A 25,281-nucleotide genomic window follows, 5' to 3' on the forward strand; every position below is an offset into this window, starting at 1 on the left:
CACATCATCGGAGCCATTTTTCTGCTGCTTTAAGCACCAAATCTGTATCATTGTCAGACCTTACCATAACATCAGGGATGATTCTTTTCAAATATTTTTTTTTATTGGTATCACTAACATAGCCGGTAGCAAGCAACAAAGTTGCTCCATCAGATAGCCAGAACATCGAGTTTGCAGTCACATATCCACCACTTGGCTCACCAAACAACCTGGTGTTATGTGCTCCGATAAAAGAAATTGCCGTCATCTCCCCGCTGCTGCAAGTACGGTTACCAATCAAGACCGCTATCTTATTTTTGCTGTCTTTTAATTTGTAATAAGGGTTTACCCTAACACTTGTACCTTTCTCTATCCCTTCCCGGCCCTCCTTGTAATACCACCGCTGTCGCTTTTCCTGATTTCTGTCTCCGTTGATAAAATAGCCTAAATCGCCTTCTCTGAGTAAAGGACCCAGGCCAGCAATCATAGGATGCATATTACCTCCTGTATTTGTTCTTAAATCAACAATCCATCCCCTGATATCATTTTCTTCGTCAAGTTTTTTGATTTGATTCTGGATCGTTGTCGCAAATTCTAAGATCGAGGGATAGTGTGCAGATGAAAAGCCTGGCACCATGATATAGCCAATGCCATTTTCCAGCAATTTTGTTATCGGTTTTTCCGGACTAGCCCCTGTAGCGCTGGCTTGAGTTTGAGTTTTGTTCTGAATAAAGGAGTGGTTATCCCCTACTTTTCTAAGCTCTCTTATCATATAGTCTGTCAGCACACGGGTATCACTTATCGTTTGAAGTCCGTTAGAAAGTACCGCAATATCTCTATTGATCCTTTTCCAATCCAATGAGTCTTTATAAATGGAGTTCTTCTTAATAATTCCATTGAATTCATATGTATATTTTACCACCTCAGCAGAAGGCGGTATGCTCTTGGTCTGCACTTCTTCAACATGAAAATCGTCGAACCAGACCAATCCATTACCCATAAGGAATCCACCCACAACTATTTTTTCTGCCCCCTCAAGTACGGTTATGGGTAGTGTATATTTTTTCCAGTCAGTTGTGCCATGAATCACAGTATTCTGTGTATCAAAACTTTCAAACCCTATCACTTTATCTTTCTCATCCCACACCTGACACCAAACACCTATTTTTGCCATCACATCAGCAGTTTTGATATAGCAGGAGATTAATTTCCTCTGTACACTGTTTCCTTCCACTGCGATCTCCTGGGAAAAAGACTGAAACTGTCCGGCATCAATTTTATCACCAGATATCTTTAATGACGAATAACCTTCAAATTTTATCTTATCATCAAGATTTATCTTAAACCCAGGTTTTCCTTTAAAGGACCAACCGGGCAGGGAATCTGGATATGAAGTATTTCCAGATTCAAGGCCTGCATTTTTCATCTGGCTGTATCCTAAAAAACCAGTCAGCATAAAAAGAGAAAGAAGTGCAATTTTAGACATATATAAAGCGCTTAAATTGAGTATTTTAACATCTAAGATAGCGCAATTATTTTTTCAATCAAATGCAACGGTATTTGATTTCGAGTATGGTAAAGAGTGCAAATGTATTAGCTTTATATACTTCAAAAAAAAATGTCCTGGCTATAAAAAACCAGGACATTTCTAATTTAATTGTTCTTAACAGAATGATTATTGATAATTATAGTTATTCCAATAATATGGCAAGGCCTTAACTGATCCTGGAACCCAGAAAATCGGGCTGGTATAATTGTTCTGCGCCCTTACTTTCAAGAAATTATCTGCATTTGTACTGAGTTCTATTGCAGGATAAAGAATACGTTCCGCCATAGGTTTCATCACCTTACCATTCAATGTCATCGGTTCTAATTTTGGATGGTGCGTTCTTCTTAATTCTGTAAACAACTCATAAGGCTGCATTAAATTCAAGTGAATGTACTTTTGCTGCATTAAAATTTCCATTTTATCATCGGCACTGGCCGCTGCTTCAAATTTAGCTTTAACCAAATTTGCATAAGTACTAACGATAGCTCCTGAAGGTTTAGCAGGACGCATTATTGGATTTCCAGTTGCATATGTACTTAACGAATTGATATAGTACCAAAAATCCGTGGAATGTCCAATGGCATCTACAATATGTTGGCTTGGTGTTTTACCTGTACTTCCCAAACCTTTCAAGGAAATTTCAGCCAATATCAAATCTACTTCTGCCATTGAAAACATATAGTTCGGGAATTCATTCCTGGAGTAGGTTGCATGATTATACATAGACTTTGCATTCTGCGCCAAAGAGCTAGCCAGGTTATCTGCATATGCATAGTACTTTTCTCCTGCGTTGTAAGCTGGAGTTTGGCCATCGGCGTCATAACTCACTCCTCTATAGTCATTATTGTTATTGAATTTGGTTGGCATGGCAATTACCGGTAACCGTGGATCGTCAACACCTGGTTCATAAGCCGTGGTTCCATAATTCATACGCTTCATAATGATGTTTGGAATGAAGGTAACGAAGTTACGTTCATATACCCCTCTCAGCCATGTTCCACCACCAGGAACATCATTTTTGGAAGTTAAAGCTATAGTGAAATCTGTTTGTGGTAAAGGTTTGGTCAATACATCTGCAATCTGTGCCCTTGCATAAGCTTCATCTACGCCAGAAATACGAAGTGCATATTTTAAGCGCAAAGCATTGGCATACTGAACCCATTTGTTTACATCTCCATGAAAAGCCAAATCCTGGTTTAAGAAAGTTGTCTTTCCATTCGCTGACATTTGGCTGTATTGGCCTGGTAATTCATCAGCAGCTTTTTTTAATCCCTCTATAACGGCATGATAAATAGATAGCGGATCATCGTATTTTGGAAAGTAAACTCCGCTGGCACCTTGAAATGCTTCTGAATAAGGGATGCTATTGAACAAATCTACGTTCTTTGCCACCGCCCAATCCGTCATAATGATGGAAAGATTCAAATAAATTTTACTATCGGTAAGTTCCTGACCTGATATATTTTTCAAAAGATCCTGCATTACAGGTAGTCCTTTATGCCCAGTATACATGTCGCCAAACAGACTAGTACTGGAGGAAGCGTCAAAACCATTTCCACCAATGACATCGTCATAGGTACTAAAAAAATCATAACGCTGCGTAATATAGCGTTGCGCAATCTGACAATAGCCTGGTATTCCAAAGCCATCTCCGATCATGTAATACCACTCACCGTAATCCTGATAATAGAATTTTTGTTTGGTCAGCATATCTAAAAATAATCCCGGTACTTTGGTTGATGGAGCTGGATCATAACTATCCGGGTTTTTGAATTGATCGTCTATACTTTTCTTACAAGATGTACCTAAAAGGATCAGGCACATGATGGTTATTATATTGAATGTTTTCATGAATGTCTATTTTAAATTAGAAACTTGCCTTTATGCCTAAATTATATGATCTTACTGAAGGGTAGAAAGAATACTCAGCATATTCACCGCCGCCCAAAGCAGCTTCTGCATCTACGTTAGGAATTGTTTTGTATAAATAAAATAAGTTCCTGGCCGATGCATTGATCGATAGTTTTTGTAGCTTAAGTCTCTTGCTGAATTTTTGAGGCAGGGTATATTCCGCAGAAATTTCCCTTACTTTGATGTAATTATTTTTAAATAATCTGTCTGGTGTATAGGTTCCTCCAGCATCATTGATATAAGTAGAATAATAATCTACTGCTGCAATGATCTGAGTATTCTTCACATAAGTTGTTTTTCCAGAGCCATCAGTTACAGCCTTTACACCATCTAAAATCAACCCGTCATGATAAACTTGTCCATCTGATGAGTTTGCAGGAGCTGGTTTATTATGATCCCAGGGCACTTTGGTTGACCCAACTTTGTAATAGGCCATACCACCATTCGCTTCATCTCTGTAGGGCAGGGTACTTTTAACCACACCATTTCCCTGTAGATAAAAATTCGAAATGGACAACACAGAACCTCCGTATTTATAGTCTAAACCAATATGGAAAGTGAGTCCTTTGTAAGAAAAATCACTATTTAACCCGCCAAATAATTTTGGGGTCACGTTTCCGGCTACTTTCTGTACATTGCCCACCTGATAGAGCCCATTATCGTTTACAATTTTGCTTCCATCAGGCGTTGTATCATAATCAAACATTTTGATATCTCCGTACGGATGTCCCTCTTCTGCCACCACATTTACGTTTCCGCTTAATGTAGCTAAAGCAAGTTGGGAAATCCCAGGATAGAGTTTAGCTATCTTCGAAGTTTGTTTGGCAGCTGTCAGGGTTAAATCCCATCTAAAGCCCTGGTAAATAATCGGGGTACCTTTCAGCATTAATTCAAGACCAGTTCTTTTTACAGACCCTGAATTTACACGTATATTTGGAGATGCTGTAGCTGGTGATAATGGCACAGGAATAATCTCGTTATGCGTATCATTTGTATAGTAAGAAAGGTCAAGTTCAACCCGATTTCCATTAAAGAATGAATTATGTATCCCTACTTCAAATTCACTTTTTTGTGCGGGCTTATAAGTTCCCTGAAACAAGGAACTTGATGGGCCTACGCCAAAACCATTTGTATTATTTACAGTATAGACATTATAGCTTTCGAAAGCAAAATAGCGGCCTGTTCCAAATCCCGTATTTGCCCAGGCCAATCTCAAAGTACCCAAGTTCATTTTTGGAACTTTAATGAGATCCTGATAATTCAGGGTAAAAGAAACACCTGGATAGAAATAAGAATTATTGCTTGGAGGTAAAGACGAGTTCCAATCATTTCTTCCCTGGAATTCCAGGAAATATCTGTCTTTCCAGGACATGGTCAAAGATCCGAATGCACTTTGAGTAATGTCAGATCCTCTGCTGTAACTTCTCACTTTATCCTTGTCGTTCGCTGAAGGCCAATCGTTTTCATTAGTAAAGGAATAAAAATCCGGATAACTTAAATTACCATAAGTACCAATGTTGATCCGGTCATCCATATTCTTCTTATAAGCTGCCCCAATAAAACCAAATACACGCAGATTATTATCTACAAAAGTATTATCATAGTTCAACATACTTTGGAAATTGACCGCCTGATTACGTTCTTTACCCACAGCAAATTTGCCCCCATTTATTGGATTAATTCTGGTCACCCGGTTCTCCTGGGTATAATCAACAATATTATAATCAAAGCCGAACTGACTGACTAAGGAAATGTGTTTTGTAAAACTAAGTGTGTTCTTTATTGAAGTGATCAAATGGGTCTTGGTATCCTTGTTTACATCATCTAATTGTTGTGCTAGTACGCTTTTTAGATTATTAAATGATGGTGGTAAACTATAGCCGTCCAATTCCCGTTGAAAACCAGTTCCGTCTTTATAGAAGTTCTGAACAAAACCATAGTCATAATCCCGGTTCAATCCAAAAGCTACAAGGCCTCCAATATTAGGCCTGCGGTTATTGGTTTCGATGTTAAATAAATTGGCTGTGACATCAAATGAAGCAAATGGAGATACCTTCATGTTTCCATTAAAACTAAAGGTGTTGTTCTTCTGCCAGGAATTCGGCAAAATATCATGATAGTCCCTATTCGAATAGGAGAAACGCATTCCACCTTTTTCATTTCCACCACTCATGGCAACCGAAGCATTATCAGATCTTCCTGCAGGGAAAAAGTCAATAAAATTATTCGGATAAGCATGATAAGTAGTCATGGTGCTGTCATAGCCCATAATCGGGCTGTTGTCAAACCGTGGTCCAAAGCTCCATCTGCTGTTCACCAATTTTCTCTGTGTAGTCGGTAAACCTGTTTTAGGATCATTCACATACTGTATATCATTCGTATTTATCCCTGTACCATACTCATTTTGAAAATCAATATAGCTCTTTGGTACCTCAAAGGAATGCTGGAATGATGCAGAGATACCAAAACCTGAAGTTTTATTTCCCCCACCTTTAGTCGTAATTAAAATCACACCATTTGCACCTTCAGCACCATACAGAACAGCCGCCTTAGCACCCTTTAAAATTTCAATTCCTTCAATATCTTCTGCGTTTAAATCATTAATACCAGAACCATAATCAAAAGAGTGCAATGGATCATAACCTCTCGATGCCATAGATGTGCTCTGATCCCGGATCGGCACCCCATCCACAACAAATAACGGTCGGTCACTTTGTGCGTTATTTAAAGAAGCCGATGCGCGGATTTTGATGTCTATCCCACCCATCGCACCACCAGATCCGATATTCACCCCTACACCTGGAGCTTTTCCGTAAATGGCCAAAAATGGGTTTAGTGGCGTACCTGCCTTGGTCAGGTCTTCGTTTTTAATACTGCTGGTTGCATATCCAAGGGATTTCCGTTCCCTTTTAACACCCAATGCTGTTACCACCACTTCATCCAGGCCACTGGATTCATCAGCCATAAAAACACTTAAAGTAGAGGATTCTCCTACAATAACTTCCTTGGGTGTCAAACCAATAGAAGTGAACAATAAAACTTCCTTTGGGTTAGCTGAGATACTAAATTCTCCTTTAGCATTGGTAGCAGTCCCGGTCTTTGTGCCTTTGACCCGGATGCTCACACCAGGAACAGGCATTCCTGAGGCATCCTTTACGGTCCCTGATACGATTTTTTGCGCATAGGCAGCTACTGTTAACAGGCTTAACAATAACAATCCTACGCATCGTGCGTAGATTTTTTTCATTTTTTGGATTGTTTAGTTTAAAAATTAGGGTTATTTATTTTTCAAATTTGGTGTATTCAATTACTAAACTTGCTGCCGCAAGTAACTCTGCATCCGCCGCTAATTCCGAGACGACAATAGTTGTTTTATTTGCAATTCTTGGTATACAAAATTCATTAATAGCCTGCTGTATAGGGGGTAAAAGGATCTTACCCGCTATGGCACCGCGACCGCTCAACACAATGCATTCCGGATTCATTATATGAATTAAAGTTGCCAACCCTTTTCCTATCAGAAAAGCTGCATCTGAAAGAATAGAAACTGCCAGCGGATCGTGCTGACTTGCAGCCTCTAAAAAAAGTTCCCCTACATTCCTGCTCTCATCCTTAAAAAGCTCCCGCATACTTGTTGCTTGTCCAGCTTCAATTTCTGCCTTTGCGCGTTGTGTCATCACCAGCAAAGAGGTTTCCACTTGCAAACACCCTCTTTTTCCACAAAGGCATAAATTACCAGTTTTAGATAAGGGAATATGGCTCAACTCACCCGCGTAGCCACTACTTCCCCGATACAACTGTCCATTAATAATCATACCAAGCCCAGTGCCCCAGCCTATATTGGCCACCATCACATCCTGTTTACCAACTGCCGCACCAAAGTATAACTCCGCTTTAGCAATCAGGCTCGAATCGTTGTCTATAAATACGGGCAGGTCCAGTTTCTCTGCCAGGTATTCGGCGAGATGTGTGCCCATGAAGCCCGGCATACCAATCCCCACCCCAAGCAGCTTTTCTTTATCTATTCCAGAAGCATGAATATTACTAGAAATAAAAGAGACTAATTTATCTACCACATCAGGATCGTCTTCTATAGAGAGTTCAAGTGTTTTGACTGGCAATGTTACAGCATTAGAGATATTATATATCACGAGCCGGGCGGTTAACTGGTCCAAAGCCACCGAAACAACATAACGTTGGAGGGCTGGATTTAAAAAAAACAAAGAAGCTCTTCTCCCGCCAGTTGATGGCGCCTGACCCTGCTCCCGAATATAGTCGTCTTGGATTAACTCATTTACCACTTTTGTAACAAGAGGCACACTTTTTTGAGTGAGTTTACTCAACTCAGCCAGAGAAAGCGCATATCTGTAATACAAATGTTTTACGATATCCGTTCTCAAGATTTGCCCCTTTTTAATAATGGCATTCATGGTTAGGTTGGTTTGGTTAGGTTGGTTTATTGCCCTGTAACAGTAAACTTACATAAACTTAAATAAAATATTTTGAAATACATCATTCTTTTTAAAAAAATTTTAAAGTTTTTAAAAGTTTTCTAAATATTTTACATTTAACCTAAACAATTAAAATAATTTACAAATTATTTTACCGTATTTACCTAAAATGTGAGGTAACCCTTCCCCAGGTAAGCGAGCAGACGTAATTACATGAGGCCAGAAATATGTTTTAGTATGAACTGCGTCATATCAGTTTGAGGTCCGAGTGGGGTCTTTAACATCAAACAAAAAACTGCAGGAACCTTTGGTATGCCCAGGATGATGAAGCATCACTAATTCCATATCTCCCAGTCTTATTTTGTCTCCGTTATGCAATACCCCATCTACTTTAACCGGCTTGTAGGTACTTTTCCCCACTCCCAGCGCATAATCTGAGCGTCCACCGTCTTCCGCCATGCCTAAATCTTTGCATCAACCATAAACCTGGCACCGGTTAGCTATTTTATTGCTGCTATGGCGCCGATATTGTCGTAATGCGCTTGTGTTGTCAATAGTATTTTAATGTCACTAAATTTGAAGTCCATGCTTTTTACATTTACTATTATGATTGATAGAGAAGCTTCAAGACCAGTATTGATTAAAATATCTCCCTTTGAAGTTGTAATCAGATAGCAGGCCAGATCATCTATAAAAAAACACCTGCTCAATTAAAGCACTCTGACTTTCCCAAGATATTGACTATTGCTTCGGCTCTTCCTATCTTCAGATACAAACGCAAGGTAAACATGAACTTCCTTACCTGAAAAGTCCTTACTTAGAAAAAATGTTCCTGTTTTATTTTGTGTTTTTGCCGCTGATGTATCAACCTCTGCAATTCCTTCTTCCAGATCGTAGGCAACAAACATCGCCCGGTCATTATAAACATGTTTTCCTGGTTCCCAGGTAAACGTGAGGGTATTGGGTTGTTTAGAAATGACATCCGAAGATACAGCTTGTTCTAATTGGCCAAAGCTGACCAGCACCAAGGCGGGATCAATGACAAAGTCTGGATAGGTTCCGGTAATGGCATGGTTTAAAAGGTAGGATTTTGCGGCACCGAAACCTTGAAAGGTCGGCGCATAGTCCTGAAAACCCACTCTTAGAAATTCGAGTAAGGGCTGTAACCACGTTTGCGCAATAGCAAAGCGTTTTCGGTTGGCCTGTTCTTTTGGGGTTGGCTTCCTGTTGACTTTACCATAACCAATGCCCCTCATTACATATTGCCCATTAAGCTCGTAACCCACTACTTTGCCTACTTTTCCTTTGAATGGACCTAAAATACCGTTTTTAAATGTTGCCATAAGATTGCGTTTTAGATTTCGGTATAATGAAGTTACGATTATTTTGAGATAAACAATTGGTTGATAAACACATAACAAAGAGTTGACAGGGGCGTTACCCGTATCAACTCCCTATCAACCCCCTATCAAATCTTTATAAAATTTCTATTGAACATACAGTCTTATATGCCTGCCTATACTGTGTATAGCTATTAATTTAGCCTTAATTTTTATTGAAAGCATCTTTATTCGGTGGTGGAATCCAAAGAAAGTAAAAAAGATTATCCCACATTATTTTGCCTGCTGTTGTATCACAAAAAGCATAATTATCAATGATTTTATCTCCATATTTAACTTTAATCAAATAAACCTTATTACCAGGTTTTAGACCTAGTTCCATGTACTTTTTAAAGGTTAATTTTGTCTTTAGGGAAAGGGAATCTATCTTCCCAGCAGTAGCACCTTCCGATTGCATTTGTTTTCTCAACCCCGCCAACGTTAATAAGCTTAAAATTTTTGTATTCCCACTGTACTTACAAAAGTAGGCACGATCGGGATCCATTATTTTATCGAAATAGGATTTAATGTTAGCCTCGGTTAAGGTATCAACCAGACTGTAATTAATTGGATAAATTTCTTTGCAGTTTACAATGTTTTCTGCAGTCCAATTTCTAAATAAATTATCGAACTGGCATTGGCAAGTAGGGCAATCTGAAGGACCAATATTGTAAATAGGCCCCAAACTTATACTAGTTCTCTGCGAAGCGTTCTGCGCTTTTGCCTGCATAATAAGAGTTAGAGGTAAAATAATCAACAGAAGTTTTTTCATTAATATATCATTTTAAATTATAAAATTTTCACTTTAAATTAATTTAATGAACTTGGGGTAACCAGATCAACACCAGAATTATGCGATTCACTTGTAAGACCATTAATTGTAAATTTATACGCCCCATTTTTCAGTGTCATTGAGATGTCCATAGTTGGTGAAGCTAAATACATTCCCCAAATAAATTTTACAGATCCAAATGGACCAGTACTTGGATCCCCTTCTTGTACCGTACATTGAGATTCAGACTGGCCTAATGTCATATAATCAAATGCTTGTGAATGATAATCACTAATAGATTTTACATTAGCACTAGACTTGGCACCATTTACTTGGCGTTCAACCCAAGCATTTCCCCTCTCACTTCCCCATAACCAACTCGCTATAATTTCATCCTTACGATACCAACTGATTGATGTCCAATCTTCAAGGTCAAGCATAGTTGTTTGACTATTAGTTACTTTCGAAGGAACAGCACTTTTAAAGTTTATAGTTGTTGACACTTTAACTAGCATCACATTTGACAACATGTTATCATAAACTATACCACTATCTTTCGAGGCAATACAAGTAGAAGTAAATACTTTGCCATTCGCTTCCCAATTTATTTTTACAATATCCAGTCCAGCTTTAATTTCTTTATCCAGGTGCTTCTGTATTAAATCAATAGTTAATTGAGCTTTATTTTGTTCACCAATAGATTGTGCAACACGTTTCGCATCCTGAAAGGTTGTTATAGAAAACTTATTTAATATGTCTTTTGAAAGGATTGGTATATAATTTTCACCTAATAAAATTGATGTTTTTAGTGCGGTGACTTCATTTGTATTTTTTATTGTACCTTGATACTCGTAACCAATCATTTTAATATTTGATCGCTTTAGAGAATCATTGCCAGATAACAAAACCTTTTCAAGCTGGTTTTTCCATTCATTATTAGTAAACAGCTCATTTTCTACATTTGTTTTTACTGAACTTTTAGCAGTATGTCAGATAAGCTATTTAATGGGCTGTCCTTTTTACAAGCCTGGAACGTCAATAAAAACAACAAGGTTAATAAACCTAATTTCTTGAAAATTTGTTTAAGGGGGGGATAAATTTGTTTTCATATGTCTTTGATTTGTTTAGTGAATTTATATGCTTTATTTTTCAATAGGGCAATAACATCTAAGGTTCCATATTTAGATAGCTCCGCAGCATTAGGTGCTGACGGAATAATTACTGGAAGTTTATTGTATGGGATCTGTGCGTTGGCTAGGTTTACAACACAGAACAATAAAGCACTGTATAGGCTGAATTTGAACGAGCGTTTCATTTTCTAACTTAAGAGGTTAATTAATAAATCTTTTAGAGGCTTTCACAAGCTCAGTTTAGTATTGCTACTTTCTAACTTAGCTTGCCTTAAGCCCTGACCCTAAGATAAATAATAATCTGCAGTTGCAAGAAATTAAAATAAGTTTTTTCCTGGCGCCTCACATGTTTTGATATTATCCAGATATCGCCATAATATTATAAGTGCTAATTCTGCCTACAGAGTTTATATAATAAAAAAAGTAATAAAGGCTTTATATGATGAGAATACGATTACCATTTATGTAACGGTTCAGGTACAAAAGTGGCGTTTCATCAAACTTATCTACCACCTTCAGGCGACAGATATCCCCGAGTAAAATCGATATACACTAATATAGGTTACCGCAAGGTTCGTGCTTTGGGACACCACACTCCTGCAGATTTCCCTTTGATTGTAGAGGCTCTGGTAAACTACGGCATATGTCCCCCTTACGGATTAGTGAATTCTTCAGTTCTGTTTATTCAGTGCCCATCAGCCAGGGTACGGTTTATGGAATTCTGGACCGATTCGCTGGAAAAGCCAGTCCGGCCATGGCCGTGATCAAAAATGTATTCCAGGGAGCTACTGTAGTCGGAGCAGATGGTTGATTTCTAATAATAATAAATATTTATTTATTAAGATATATTTGGTCATATAAATTATTGTAGCTAAATTTGAAATGCAACCACCAAATATTGTCCAAAAAGGGCAAAAGGTTTTCATTTAACAAACGGTAATATGGGTTCTTGAACCCACAGTACCTTTAAACCAAAGCGCCAATGAAATAAAGAAAAGCACAACATATCAATTACTTCTTATATGAGGTATTAATTAAGAGTCTCGAGTTCTAAATTCTCACAATTTGCCAACGAGACAATAGATTAATGCCCATAACGATATTTGTTGTACTTTTGAAGGTGCACTATAGCGTTATGGGCCCTATTGTAAATCCGTTTGGCAAGGCCGTGAGAAGCCCAGAACTGCGGTTTATAGAGCCCGCTATAGTGCATCTTCGTTTTTTATAGTGTTATTCAAATTACAACACTGATCTAGACAAAGCCCATCTCAGGTTTCTGTAAATTCCAGGAGACTCATTTTAAGTTTAAACCAACTAAAATGAGCATATGGCAAATCACCAAAGCATTAAATTTTCTGGCATGCTTAACCAGCATGAATTTAAGGAACGTTACATTTTTATCATGCAGCGTATAGAAAATGATCTTTCAAAGGAAGACATCGCATTCTTACTCGGCAGAACATCTTATCATGTAATAGACTATGAATCGTTCTCTGACCAGGTAAAAATGGACTATGAAGATCATGAGGTGATGGCTGAACTCTTCAAAACACCCTTTCCTGCAACACCAGCCTTTAACAGCAAAGTAAACAAGGTAGATATCAGTATGGAAAAGCGTTTGATCAGAGGAACCTGTATACAGACAGATCGGGAGCTTCATTACCATTTTATTCATCCTTGGACCATCAAAGGGATAAATGAACCCCTTACTATTCTTAAACCTATCCAGAGCAAAACGAGAAAAGATGAAGAGCTCTCACATGAACTCCGGATAGAATTGGCACGATTGACCGATTTCGGTTATTTCAATAACAAAAGTCCGGCGATAACTATCTATCGTCATATGCAGATCCATGTCATTCCAGATTGGCAACCCTTGCTTGTTCCAGCATTGAGACAAGTGGTATTCGAATTCATCAGGTCAGAAAAGCTCCAGTTAAAAAATGAACGGGGCCATATTTATTATCAAACCAAATTATAAAACCAATGATTATGCAAACCTCACTAGTAACACCCAAACCAATAAAAGATATCCATCAAATCAATGAAATCATCATCAGAATTGCTGATCTGGTTATGGCTCAACAGATTTACTGCACAACCAGGCTTAACAATGAGAAGCCATTAACAGAGCTTATTATATTGATTTCCGATAAATCCTCCAGGACATTAATAGAATACGTGCCACTGCTGGATATGGTATTTGAAGATTACCCTGATTATTGTTACCGTTTGTACCATACGCAACAGGCAAAAGACAGCATTAAAAAAGGAAACCTGTTTTTTTATGAGGTCTGCACTCCTGGGAATCTATGTTATACTGATCCAACGGTTGAACTGAATCTCTTTACTGGAGTACAACATCTTGAAACGGTGATCGATAAAGCTAAAACAGCTTTTAACAGAGAAATCGCTAAAATAGAAGCTTTCAATGATGGTGCACTTTTTTATTTGGAAAAAGAAAATTATGCATTGACAGCATTGATGATACATCAGCAAATTGAGCTGGCTTATCGTGCAATTGAACTCTTTGCGATGGGTAAGGATAAGATAACCCATTCTATAAGAGTCCACCAAAAACATGTTGGCTCCTATTTGCCGGTACTGGGCAAGTTGTTTGACGAATCCAATGATTTTGAGAACAAACTCCTGCAGCGCCTGGATGACGCTTATCTCGCTGTACGCTATGAAGACAATTACCAGATCAATAAGGATAAGCTTCTAATTGCGATGAAAAAGGCAGAAGAGGTAAAAAAAATAGTTGGTGAGATTTATGAGAAAATGATCCATGACTTTAATCAAAAGTTACAAGGTAAAAAAGCAGTTTCGGTAATTGCTCCCGCAATTAAAACCGAAGTAGTTAAAAATATTCTTCCATTTGCTTTTGATGAGCGGTACGCCGTTGATCTTGTCCATAGAATCACCCAACATTTGACCGTTGAACGTATATACTGTATCAACTGCAAAAATACGTCATCTATACAAAGCGGGATATTTCTGAAAGAGTCTATTGAGCGCAAAAGCCAGCATTTTTTGCTTTTAGTGATCACAAAGGAATCCTGTAATGCTGATTCCTTCACCCTACAAAATAGCATTAACCAAAGCTCCGAGGTTCCAGCCACCGTTACCTTATTGGTGCATAGCGTAAAGAAAGTCAATGAGGCTTTATTAGACAACAACCTGTTTTTTCATGAGGTTTTACGTTCCGATCAGCTCATCTACCAGGATGAAAGCCTTTCTGGATTAATAGAATTGCCAGAATACGATAGCATAAAAGGGCATTCATGGGCAGATTTTAACTGGCAACAACGAAAATGGAGAGCAGAGGCATTACTGGACGCGGCAACCAATATAAGTAAACATGAAACTGTAATTGTTGAAGTCTCTCTTCTAAACCAGGCCATGGAACAACTTTGCTTAGGGTTTATATATGCGAGCACGGGCTATAAACCGAACCAGCAATCTTTGAAACATCTGATTAACATTTGCCGCTGTATTAGCCCAATGTTTGATGAGGTGTTTCCGACAAATACGGAAGATGACCGGGTGGTGTTTGATATACTGATTGATTCCATAAAGGATACAAGATATCGTGTACCATTTAACATTGATCCAACGGATACTGGATTACTGCACCGCAGGTGCCGTGCATGGATGGAAAAAGCTGACGAATTGGTAACACAAATGCTGTCTGAGCCAGAGCCTGAAAGTAGCCATGGGTAAGGGAAACCCCATAACTCCAAAATGGAGGAGGTATAAAATACTGAGCACAAAAAAGAGGTTGATCATTTTTTTCATCAATGATACAACCTCTTTTCATTTAATCAAAATGCTTTAAAACTTGTATCCAATACTACCGGCAAACGTACGCGGGCTCATTGGCTCAATAGTAGTCCACCCTTTATAGTATTCTTTATTGGTTAAGTTGTTCAACTTTAAGCCAAAAGTAAATGGCCCTTTAACGTAAGAAGCCGAAGCATTTAACACGGTGTAAGCAGGTAAAGTAAATACACCGACCGTTGCATCATTGACAATGCTGTTTTTACCCGCATAATTTCCTCCAAAACCAAAACCAAGGCCTTTAACAGATCCAGATAGGAATTTATAGCTCAACCAAACATTAACCAGGTCTTCAGGTCCCGCCTCTACAGGTCTTCTACCTTCCGTAGCAGCAGTTGCATTGGTCAATTTACTGATGTTTTTAGAGTACCCTGCAATAATGTTAAACCCATCAATTGGATTTGCGGTGATCTGTGCTTCAAAACCTTTGCTGTATTGATCACCACCTTGAACATATTGGTTCGGGCCTGTACTTAAAACAATATTGGAAACTTTGATGTCATAATAGCTCAATGAACCCGATAGTCTTCCGTCAAAAAGATCGCTTTTAATACCACCTTCTATCTGGTTGGCATGTTCAGGTTTGAATGTAGCAACGACATTGCTGCCATCGACCTCTACATTTTTAGGAGCTGAATTTTTGAACCCATTCATGTAATTACCAAACACAGAAAGCTGGTCTTTCAGGATTTGATATACCAGTCCAAACTTTGGAGATAAAGCAGTCTGTCCATATTTATCGGCCGCTGCTGTACTTAATCCACCATTCTGGAAACGATCAATCCGTAAGCTGGCCATAGCAGAAAGCTCAGGTGTTATATTGATAACATCAGAAACATAGGCACTGTAGACCTCCTGGGTGGCTCTTGTACTTCCACCATAACCTGCAGTAGCAATTGCAGCATCGGCACTCTGAGAAGTTAAATTGTCGGTATTCTCCACCTTAGGATTAACGGATCCAAAAGGAGCATAATTAGAACTGTTATCAATTGAAGTACTGTTGTAATAATCCAATCCGGCAACAACACGGTTCCGCATCTTCCCGATAAGAAAATCACCAATAAAGTTTTGCTGGATATCAGTGGTTTCGGTTGTAGAATTCTGATTGGTGATGTATCTGGCAAAGATACCATCACCCTTAATCGGTTTACCATTCGCATCCGGTATATTCCCTTCAAACAAATAGCTATAATAACCATTGGATTTTGCCGAACCTCTTGAAACAACGGTTTGAGACCTCCACTGGTCAGATATTTTATAGTTCATCTGAGCCTGTACAGAAGCTACAGGATTTTTCATAGTCAATTGATTGCTGGTATACGATTTTCGGTTATTATAGCCTAATTCTTCGAGTGTAGTGCTGCTTAATGGTGCACTTCTGTTAAAGAACAACATGGTCGGATTGGTACCCTCTGAACTTAAGAACTGCGCATTCAACAGGAAGGAAACCCTGTCATTCAGCTGATAAGATAAGGAAGGTGCAAAAAATCTTGTTTTCTTAAAGCCTGCATCCTGGAAACTGTTTTCATCATGATAAGCAGCATTCATTCTAAACAATACCTTGTGGTCGGCATCTAATGGGGTATTTACATCTGCTGTAATCCGGTTCAAACCATAGCTACCTGCTGTATAATTTACTTCTACAGCTGTACGATCAAAAGGTTGTTTGGTTACGGTATTGATCAAACCGCCGTAAGAGATTAAACTGCTGCCGAATAAGGTTCCTGATGGGCCTTTGACAACTTCGATTCGCTCTACATTGGAGATGTCGAGACTTCCGTTAGTTAAACCAGGCAATCCATTAACAAGTGTAGGCTGAACTGCAAATCCCCTTAGAGAGAAATAACCTGCGCCATCACCAGCTCTTCCTGTTGAAGACCACAATTTATCAATACCAGGTGCATTTTTTAGTGCATCATCAAAATTAGTAACCACTTGATCTGCTAGTAATTCTTTAGGGATGATTGCATAAACCTGAGGATTCTCCAGATTTTTCAAAGGCATTTTAGAAACGTAATCACTTGTCTTGACAGAGAATTTGTTCTTCTTCCCTCCGCTCACCACAACTTCTTTAAGCTGCTGGTTGGATGCTTTTAAGGAAAGATTGAGTGTTGCCGTTACGCCGGCAGCAACAGTTACCTGTCCAGAACTTGGTGTTAAGCCAACCAATCTGGCCGTAACTGTATAAGTTCCTGCCGGGACATTCTTAAGGATATAGGCTCCATTTTTATCAGCTGTCGTGTTGGCGATGCCTTTTATTGAGACCTCCACTGCTTCTGCTGAAATGCCATCAGAAGTTTTAATACTTCCTATAATAGTTCCGGTATTGTTTTGCGCGAAAGAGTTAATGCTGAAAAAAGTCGTCATAAGGGCGACAAGACACAATTTGATTATTTTTGACATGCTTATTTAGAATGGTTTTAAGCGCGCAAACTTACAAGAAGATACCTTGAAGCCCTAATCTTATTTATACTTATTTTAAATAAGACAGTTTTATGACAATAATGCCTCCCTCACTTTAGGTGCAACTTGGGTTCCAAACAACTCAATGGCTTTCATCATATCGCCATGAGAAGGATCGCCAACGTCCATATGACCGATAAAACGGGTAATCCCAAATAATTCATGCATATACAGGATTTTATCGGTAACCTCTTGTGCTGAGCCAATAAAAAGAGCCCCTTCTTTAGATCTACCCTCATTGTATTGAGCTTTAGTATATGGTGCCCAACCTCTTGACGCCCCGATCCTATTCATTTGCGAGGCATAATTATGGAAGTATCCATCTATTGTTGCATTCTCATTACTTAAGAACGTATGCGAATGAATCCCTATTTGCATTTTTTCTAAGTCATGGCCATTTTTAATGTACTCTTCTTTATAGAATTCTATCAATGGCTGAAACTGTTTGGGCATTCCCCCAATAATCGCTACGATTAAAGGCAGTCCTAACTTCGCAGCACGCAATACAGATTCTGGTGTACCTCCAACAGCAATCCAAATGGGCAATCTACCATCATTGGTTGCTCTTGGTAAAACCATTTGTTTCACCAGTGGTGCACGGAGTTTACCCGACCAGTTCACCACTTCATTATTGTTAATATTTAACAGCAAATCCAGTTTTTCTTCAAACAATTGATTGTAATCCTTTAAGTCATACCCAAATAAAGGAAAAGACTCAATGAAACTTCCCCGTCCCACAGCTATTTCTGCGCGTCCATCAGAAATCAGATCAATCGTTGAAAAATCCTGATAAACCTTTACGGGCTCAGCAGAACTTAGAACAGTTACTGTACTGGTTAATTTTATATTTTTGGTTACACTAGCCGCAGCAGCCAAAACAATTTCGGGTGAGGAAACTGCATAATCCGGACGATGGTGTTCACCCAAACCGAAAACATCCAGACCAACTTCATCGGCTAATTTTATCTGTTCAAGGATTTCATGAAGCTTCAATTTCGCTTCACGTGGTTTTCCCGTCTGAGGGTCAAAAGCCAAATCGCCAAACATTCCTATTCCTAATTCCATAAATTCTCCTTTTTAATGAAAGCAAAATTAAAGAACTCAGTCTGGTCTGTTCTTGATGTAGGATAAGAAGTGTAAATTGCGCCCGGAAACCATCGTCACCAATGTTTATGGAACAATATATATTTGAGATTCAATTAAAGGTAAGAGATTATGAATGTGACTTGCAGGGAGTTGTCAATAATGCAGTATATCAGCATTACCTGGAACATGCCCGGCATGAATATCTTTTATCCAGATCCGGCTCGTTCAAAGACCTAACCGATCAAGGTATATTACTCATGGTATCCCGGATTGAAATGGATTTCAAACAATCTCTTACCTCGGGAGATAGCTTTATTGTAAAAATAAGGACAGAACGACAAGGGATCAAATTGATCTTCTTCCAGGACATCTTTCGCGTATCAGACCAGGCTTTATGTCTTAAAGCTCAGGTTCAGGTTATTTCGAAAGTTGACGGTAAACTGAGCAGAGGTGAAATTTTTAATGATTTCTAATTGGCCATAATACTCATGGAATTGTATTTATTTCTGTAGGCAATTGGAGTAAGACCTGTAATTTTTTTGAAGGTTGTTCTGAAGGCTTTTGTATCCGTATAGCCCACGTCGTACATCACTTCATTGATGTTCTTTCTGCTTTTTTCAAAGCTTCGTTTTGCAGCTTCAATTTTTATGCGGTGAATATATTCCAGTACAGAATTATTCGTAGCCTGCTTAAACCGGCGTTCAAAGCTTCTTCGGCTTACGGCTACCAAATCCGCCAGTTCGTCTATACTGATTCGTTCTTCTATATTCTGTTCGATATATTCCTGGGCTTTTTGGATAGCCTCATCCATATGCGCTTTTTGTCCTCTAAAAATAGCAAAAGCATTTTGGCTGTCCCTGTCAATATCAATAGCAAAAAACTTCGCTACTAATATTGCCATTTCCCTGTTGGTGTATTTTTCCAGAATGTATAAGAGCAGGTTCCATATAGAATTAGCCCCACCACTGGAATAGATACTTCCTTCGTCTGTTATAATAGCGCCATCTACAATCTGCACATCCTTATACATACTTCTGAATTCATTGTAATAAGCCCAATGCGTGGAACAACGTTTGCCATTTATCAAGCCAGTGGCGCCCAATAAAAATGCACCCAAACAGAGCGACACAACACTTGCTCCCTTTCTATGTAATTCTTTAATATAAGGTATGGCTTCGTGATTACGTGCCACCGCAGTGGCCATATCACCAAATAACGCCGGGATAATAACAAGATCTGTCTTCTCTACATCTTTTAAAAGCCTTTTTACCGTTACTGTATACTCACCATCGAGCACTTTCACATGCTCCGTCAGGCCAACAAATTCAACATCAAACAAGGGTTCCTGTTCCATAGACAGTAAAAAATCATTAGCACTGTTAAAAACCCGATAAGGGGGAGTAATAGATTCAATAACAGAACTTTCCGGCACATATACAGATACTTTGATCATGGCTTTTTATATTTGGTGTGTAAAAAAACATCCTTTATAACAAAGATAAGGATTTGAAATGAATGTCGTAATTTACCCTTTAAATGTCATTGTTATACCGGATTTATTACTACAGATTCCGCTAATTTTGGTATATTAAAACACCAAATATATTTATTATGTCGTTTCAAGCTTATTTAGATAATATCGAAATCAAAACAGGAAAGAGTCCGTCGGATTTTAAAGAGATGGCCGCTGAAAAAGGTTTAATGAAAAATGGTTTACTGAACCCTAAAGTTAAGGCTGGTGAAGTTATCTCATGGCTAAGGGAGGAGTTTGATCTGGGCCATGGTCATTCTATGGCTATAGTGGCCTTTTTAAAAGGAAAAAAGGAATAGCAATCAAATTTTTAAATAAACCTATGAATATGGACAATTCAATTTACCCCTGCCTGACCTTAAAAGGTAAAATTACCGAAGCAGCAGACTTTTACATCAATACTTTTGGAGAAGGCAAAATTGGCCAGACTTCACCTTATGTTATCCAGATCCAATTGAGCGGACAAAAGATCATGCTTTTGAATGATGGTCCTACATCGACACCTAATCCTGCCATTTCCTTCATGGTGATTAGCGAAGCTGAGGAAGACACAGAAAAGTACTGGAATGCATTGATACAGGACGGAAAATCAATGATGGCGTTGGATACCTATGACTGGAGCCCTAAATATGGTTGGGTTCAGGACAAATACGGAGTTTCCTGGCAGCTCTACACAGGTAGTAAATCGGATACACCCCAGAAGTTCTGCCCTACTTATATGTTTACCGGAGACCAGGCTGGTAAAGCTGGAGAAGCCATTGAATTCTATACGCATGTATTTCCAAACTCCAGCATTCAGGGAATTATGAAATACAGCCAAGAAGACAAGGACAATATTAATTATGTAAAACACGCACAATTTAGATTAAACGGATTTGTTTCCATGGCTATGGACAGTTCTTTTGACCATGGTTTCCAGTTCAATGATGCTATATCTATAGTTGTAGAATGTGATACTCAACAAGAGATCGATGACTACTGGACAGAATTAACCGGAAACGGCGGTCAGGAAGTTGCTTGTGGCTGGCTAAAAGACAAATATGGCCTGAGCTGGCAAATTGTTCCAAAAGCGCTGGGTAAATTATTACAGGACCCGGCACGCGCCCAAAGAGTTATGGGGGCTTTATTGAAAATGAAAAAATTGATTATCGTAGATCTTGAGAACGCATAAAACTAATATCCTGCAGTAAAATTTACTGCAGGAATATATCTAGTCTTTTATAACCTTTGCGATCTGCTCTATAAGTTCTTTTTCTACAAATGGCTTACTCACCAATCCCGAAAACCCTTTTTGGAGGAAAGTTTTGATTTCAGAAGGTTCTGTTCCGCCGCTGATTACAATAACAGGTAACCTGTTCAGTGGTTCTTTTAGCTCACGAATGGCTTTCATCAATTCGTGACCATCCATTTCGGGCATTTGGATATCTGTTAAAACAATAGTTACTGCCTGCTCATTGATGATCTTTAAAGCTTCCTGGCCATTTGTAGCCTGATGAAAAGTAACATTCCATTTGCTGGTCATCATTTTCAGAAACTTTAAATTCAGCTCATTATCATCAACTGCCAGGATACTGATACCATTAAGCAAAGACAGTGGATCTTCAGCCCACTCTTCCTGTCCTCCCTCCCCGTGTTTTACAGCTTTAACATATGGAATATAAAAGCTAAAAGTACTGCCCTCGCCGGCAACACTTTTAACGCTGATCTTACCATTCTGAAGATTCACAAATTGTTTACAAATATAAAGACCAAGTCCTGTACCTGTTTTTCCTTTAGCAGAATTGGTTTGGTAATATTTAGAGAATAAATTGGCTTGCTGATCTGCGCGAATACCAGCACCAGTATCTGCTACATCTACTTGTAGCTTATTTTCTTCACCTGAAACCGTCAATTCTGCCTTTACATGAATACTGCCCGCACTGGTATATTTGATGGCATTGCTCAGCAAATTGACCATTACCTGTTTAAGCCTAAAACTGTCTCCTAGCAGTATCGCCTCCTGATCTCCTTTAAACGAATAATCAATGGATAGGTTCTTTTTATTGGCACTGAATTCCATGCTTTCGATCACCTCTTTAAGGGTGAAATCGGGATTAAATGGCTCATTGTTGATTTTGAATTCACTATTCTCCATTTTCGCTGCATCGAGTGTATCATTTAAGGTACCCAGGAGCATATCAGAAGAAAGTCGTATAGAATCCAGCATATCAGACTGCCTTTTCGACAATTCAGTCTGACTAAATATATATAGGAAACCTTTTATTGCGGTAAGCGGATTCCTGATCTCGTGGCTCATATGCAGCAGCAAATCCATTTTTTGTTGCGCGATAGTAACAGATCGTTCGTTCTCTTTTCGCAATAATCTTTCAGACTGGCTAAGTTTTATAATGAACACAATAAGCAAACCTGCAAATATCAGCACAAGGAAAAGCGCCACCAGATACAGCCGGTTTAGTAAGGCAGTTGTATCCTGATAGCTTTTAAAGGCCATAGCCTTAAATTCATCAGCTATATTGTAATTAATTTCTTTCAAATCACTGATGATCCTTTCCAGTTCAGTTGTGATCTGCGAGTTCAGATTGATGAGTTCCCTTTGCATGCTTAACAAAGACTTATTACGATTCTGCAACTGTTGTAATCTCTTTGCATAAGCATCTTTATCTTTGGATGCAATTCGTTTTACGGTCGAATCTATAATATTGTTGGTTTGGTTATGATTAATCTGAATGACCTCTACCCCAACAGTATCTGCCTTATTGGCAATTGCATGTTTTATTCGGGAAAATAATCCTCTTTTTTTTACAATAGCGGCTTTTTTAACCGTATCAATGTTGTTGTTGAAAGTCTTTTTTGCCTGATGGGTCTTTATCTTTATAATGCCCTCATCATCAGCATCCACGGTTTTAAAACTGGCATATACGCTTAATAGGGAATCAAAATTATGTTTCAAACCATAAAGCTGATCTGATAGTTTAAGCTTTTTTGTATACCAAGCCTGAACCCTTTTGTTTTCAATATTTCTAAAAGCTGCAGAATCCCTGTTCTCCTTTAGTAAAGTATCAATAAGGTTAAAAGCATCTGAAAGCCTTTTTTTATAAGACTCCGTTTTCGCAGTATCCGTACTGAGCAAGGAACTCTGAAAATCATCTTCTGCCTGATGAAGCAGCAATAAAGCTTTCTGAGGTCTTGTTTCATCCCGTTCAGCATTAGCAGCCAGTTTAGAGATGTGCTCCAGTTTATGGGAAATAGAATTACGAACAAAAATTGCAGCAATAGTCAGAATGATAACAAATGCTAAAAAAGCAAGAAGAATGTTCTTGGCTAGAATACGGGTATAAAGTACTTTCATTAATTAAGCTTGCTCTTCCAGGGTTTTAATATTTACAAGATGTTCCTCGGTGAATTAGGCAAAATTAACAAATTATCTCACATCAAATCAAAGAATTAACACCTTTGATATGAAGTTAAAAACAACCGTAGTTCAGGAAAAACAAATATCAGTAAAAGAAAAAATAAGCAGCCTAAAAATACTTCCTGCTTACAATTATTTCTTTTCCAGTTTAAGAACCATTTCTTTGGCTGTTTTATTTAGCGGATCAAGAGACAAAGATTTCTTGTAGTTGACCAATGCCTCCTTTTCGTCACCTTTTTTATAAAAAGCTTCCGCCAGGTTCAGAAATACATTTCCAGATTTCGGAAATAGTTTTACATTGTGTTTAAAAACTTCAATAGCATCGTCAAAACGAGACTTTTCCATCAAATAATGCCCAATATTCTCCAGTTCTTTCTCACTTCCAAAATTGTACTCGTCGTTATTTTTAGATTTCAAATACTCATAAAATGCAACAATTTGATGTCCGTTTAAAGCATTTAGTTGCTTTTCAATTTTTTGAAACAGAGATTTTTTAGGAAAATTATAGGGCTTTCCATCTAATATAGCTTGAATGATATTGTTGAGTTCCGATAGTTTTATGTTTTTATTGTTACTCATTAGAATAATCGTGCGCCCTTTAGGGATGTTTGAAGAAAAGAAAACTTCAGAATTCAAAATAGATCCAATATCCATATGAGAAATCCATTTGTCACCTTCCATTATGCCATAACCTAATGCAGAGGGCTTATCCTTTTCTACAGGAACAAGAAGTTGTTTCACAGCACTGACATTAATGGGTTTAAGCTGATATAAATGCTGTAACCATGCATACAAATCATCCAATGTTAAATAGATCTGCAACGAAGACGGAAGATCGAAGTTATCCTGCTGATGATCATTATTAAAAGACTTAGCAACAAAAGATTCCTGCTCCTTTGGCTGCGCGGGTAAAATATGAATTCCACTTGGCTTAAATAATTCATCTGCAATAAACTGGCTAAATGAAAGCCCTGTAAGTTTTTCAACCAGCTTTTGCTGCAGAACAATGCTATCCTTGTCATTCGCATGTTGCAGTAACTCTTTAATACTCATTTTCTCAGCCCATTCGGGTAACTCTGGAAGATATTTAGATAATTTATCTTCAATACTTAATTTTCCCCGCTCACTCAACATCATTATTCCAACCGCACTGAATTCCTTAACGACAGAACCAATGAGAAACTTGTATTGATCAGTCAACCTGTTCTTCTTTGCTGCTTCTGCAAAGCCCATCGACGCTTTATAGACCACATCCCCTTTCTCCGCAATCAGGACATTTCCATTAAATAAACCCAACTGATAAACATGGTCTATCAGCGAATCAATCTGAATGGTTTTTTTATCCTGAGCATCGGCACGGTTCAAAGTAAAGATCAGGACAACAATTGCTATGCTGCCCGAGAAATATTTTCTCATAATGCAAAATGGTTCTATCGGCTTTATAATTTGAAATGATATATACGCAATTAATGTTCCATTTATTCAACGAAACAACAGGTTGTTCAGTATAAAGTTGCAATTTTAAAGTATCGTCGAATCCCTTACTGGCTTTTTGAGGCAAAAAATAATATCAATTAAAAATAACTGAACTAACATTCAGTCATTTGCCTCTCTTTAGTCTTATTTGACTTTTTTTTGTGAGATTAATTAGGCAAGTTAAATCAAAAATTATATCTTTGCGCTCCTTCAAATAAGGAAAAAGATTCCGTAGCTCAGCTGGTAGAGCATTACACTTTTAATGTAGTGGTCCTGGGTTCGAATCCCAGCGGGATCACGAA

The 25,281-nt window shown here is 38.3% G+C and carries 20 protein-coding genes and 1 tRNA gene; 7 read left to right on the forward strand and 14 right to left on the reverse strand.

All coding sequences use genetic code 11. The features are described 5' to 3' along the window. Positions 1-4: 4 nt before the first annotated feature. The 9 genes from R2S08_RS13310 to R2S08_RS13350 form a co-directional block, all read right to left on the reverse strand. On the reverse strand, positions 5-1,465 hold the full coding sequence (locus tag R2S08_RS13310) for a S41 family peptidase (RefSeq protein ID WP_316835649.1): 1,461 nt from the start codon (positions 1,463-1,465) through the stop codon (positions 5-7). Positions 1,466-1,654: 189 nt separating this feature from the next. Beyond that, positions 1,655-3,379, reverse strand: a complete 1,725-nt coding sequence (locus R2S08_RS13315) for a SusD/RagB family nutrient-binding outer membrane lipoprotein (protein WP_316835650.1) — start codon at positions 3,377-3,379, stop codon at positions 1,655-1,657. 16 nt (positions 3,380-3,395) lie between these two features. Beyond that, positions 3,396-6,686 (reverse strand): SusC/RagA family TonB-linked outer membrane protein, encoded by a 3,291-nt coding sequence (locus R2S08_RS13320; protein ID WP_316835651.1) that lies wholly within the window; start codon positions 6,684-6,686, stop codon positions 3,396-3,398. 34 nt (positions 6,687-6,720) lie between these two features. Further along, on the reverse strand, positions 6,721-7,869 hold the full coding sequence (locus R2S08_RS13325; RefSeq protein ID WP_316835652.1) for an ROK family protein: 1,149 nt from the start codon (positions 7,867-7,869) through the stop codon (positions 6,721-6,723). Positions 7,870-8,142: 273 nt separating this feature from the next. Next, positions 8,143-8,349: a hypothetical protein gene (locus R2S08_RS13330; protein ID WP_316835653.1), complete on the reverse strand. Its 207-nt coding sequence runs from the start codon at positions 8,347-8,349 to the stop codon at positions 8,143-8,145. A gap of 251 nt (positions 8,350-8,600) precedes the next feature. After that, positions 8,601-9,233 carry a DUF6266 family protein gene (locus tag R2S08_RS13335; protein ID WP_316835654.1) on the reverse strand — a complete coding sequence of 211 codons (633 nt, stop codon included), beginning with the start codon at positions 9,231-9,233 and terminating at the stop codon, positions 8,601-8,603. 202 nt (positions 9,234-9,435) lie between these two features. Next, positions 9,436-10,041 (reverse strand): hypothetical protein, encoded by a 606-nt coding sequence (locus tag R2S08_RS13340; protein ID WP_316835655.1) that lies wholly within the window; start codon positions 10,039-10,041, stop codon positions 9,436-9,438. 38 nt (positions 10,042-10,079) lie between these two features. Continuing rightward, positions 10,080-10,904, reverse strand: coding sequence for a hypothetical protein (locus tag R2S08_RS13345; RefSeq protein ID WP_316835656.1), 825 nt, complete (start codon positions 10,902-10,904; stop codon positions 10,080-10,082). A 242-nt stretch (positions 10,905-11,146) separates the two neighbouring features. Continuing rightward, the gene (locus R2S08_RS13350) at positions 11,147-11,356 is read right to left on the reverse strand and encodes a hypothetical protein (RefSeq protein ID WP_316835657.1); all 210 of its coding nucleotides are present in this window, start codon (positions 11,354-11,356) and stop codon (positions 11,147-11,149) included. Positions 11,357-11,814: 458 nt separating this feature from the next. Between R2S08_RS13350 and R2S08_RS13355 the strand changes: the two genes are divergently transcribed. From R2S08_RS13355 to R2S08_RS13365, 3 genes are all read left to right on the forward strand, one after another. Next, positions 11,815-11,982 (forward strand): hypothetical protein, encoded by a 168-nt coding sequence (locus R2S08_RS13355; protein ID WP_316835658.1) that lies wholly within the window; start codon positions 11,815-11,817, stop codon positions 11,980-11,982. A 516-nt stretch (positions 11,983-12,498) separates the two neighbouring features. Continuing rightward, positions 12,499-13,152, forward strand: a complete 654-nt coding sequence (locus R2S08_RS13360; protein WP_316835659.1) for a hypothetical protein — start codon at positions 12,499-12,501, stop codon at positions 13,150-13,152. 11 nt (positions 13,153-13,163) lie between these two features. Beyond that, positions 13,164-14,894, forward strand: a complete 1,731-nt coding sequence (locus R2S08_RS13365; RefSeq protein ID WP_316835660.1) for a HEPN domain-containing protein — start codon at positions 13,164-13,166, stop codon at positions 14,892-14,894. Positions 14,895-15,005: 111 nt separating this feature from the next. Here R2S08_RS13365 and R2S08_RS13370 read toward each other — a convergent pair whose 3' ends face one another. Further along, positions 15,006-17,414, reverse strand: coding sequence for a TonB-dependent receptor (locus tag R2S08_RS13370; RefSeq protein WP_316835661.1), 2,409 nt, complete (start codon positions 17,412-17,414; stop codon positions 15,006-15,008). Between the two features lie 90 nt (positions 17,415-17,504). Then, entirely contained in the window at positions 17,505-18,539 is a 1,035-nt protein-coding gene (locus R2S08_RS13375; RefSeq protein ID WP_316835662.1) for an Atu2307/SP_0267 family LLM class monooxygenase, read from the reverse strand. A gap of 107 nt (positions 18,540-18,646) precedes the next feature. On the opposite strand from R2S08_RS13375, the gene R2S08_RS13380 reads away from it, so the two are divergent. Next, a complete protein-coding gene (locus R2S08_RS13380) occupies positions 18,647-19,033 on the forward strand; it encodes an acyl-CoA thioesterase (protein WP_316835663.1) in 387 nt (128 codons plus the stop codon). Here R2S08_RS13380 and R2S08_RS13385 read toward each other — a convergent pair. Continuing rightward, the gene (locus R2S08_RS13385; protein ID WP_316835664.1) at positions 19,030-20,013 is read right to left on the reverse strand and encodes a GlxA family transcriptional regulator; all 984 of its coding nucleotides are present in this window, start codon (positions 20,011-20,013) and stop codon (positions 19,030-19,032) included. The genes R2S08_RS13380 and R2S08_RS13385 overlap by 4 nt on opposite strands. Before the next feature lie 158 nt (positions 20,014-20,171). Between R2S08_RS13385 and R2S08_RS13390 the strand changes: the two genes are divergently transcribed. Both R2S08_RS13390 and R2S08_RS13395 read left to right on the forward strand, forming a co-directional pair. Next, on the forward strand, positions 20,172-20,390 hold the full coding sequence (locus R2S08_RS13390) for a DUF4287 domain-containing protein (RefSeq protein WP_316835665.1): 219 nt from the start codon (positions 20,172-20,174) through the stop codon (positions 20,388-20,390). Positions 20,391-20,419: 29 nt separating this feature from the next. Then, on the forward strand, positions 20,420-21,262 hold the full coding sequence (locus R2S08_RS13395; RefSeq protein ID WP_316835666.1) for a VOC family protein: 843 nt from the start codon (positions 20,420-20,422) through the stop codon (positions 21,260-21,262). Positions 21,263-21,301: 39 nt separating this feature from the next. On the opposite strand, the gene R2S08_RS13400 is transcribed toward R2S08_RS13395, so the two are convergent. Together R2S08_RS13400 and R2S08_RS13405 are read right to left on the reverse strand one after the other, a co-directional pair. After that, entirely contained in the window at positions 21,302-23,440 is a 2,139-nt protein-coding gene (locus tag R2S08_RS13400) for an ATP-binding protein (protein ID WP_316835667.1), read from the reverse strand. Positions 23,441-23,635: 195 nt separating this feature from the next. Then, a complete protein-coding gene (locus R2S08_RS13405; protein WP_316835668.1) occupies positions 23,636-24,919 on the reverse strand; it encodes a serine hydrolase in 1,284 nt (427 codons plus the stop codon). A gap of 285 nt (positions 24,920-25,204) precedes the next feature. On the opposite strand from R2S08_RS13405, the gene R2S08_RS13410 reads away from it, so the two are divergent. Then, a tRNA-Lys gene (locus tag R2S08_RS13410) sits at positions 25,205-25,277 on the forward strand. Positions 25,278-25,281: the final 4 nt, after the last annotated feature.

This window comes from Pedobacter nutrimenti, assembly GCF_032678445.1.
Lineage (GTDB): Bacteria > Bacteroidota > Bacteroidia > Sphingobacteriales > Sphingobacteriaceae > Pedobacter > Pedobacter nutrimenti_A.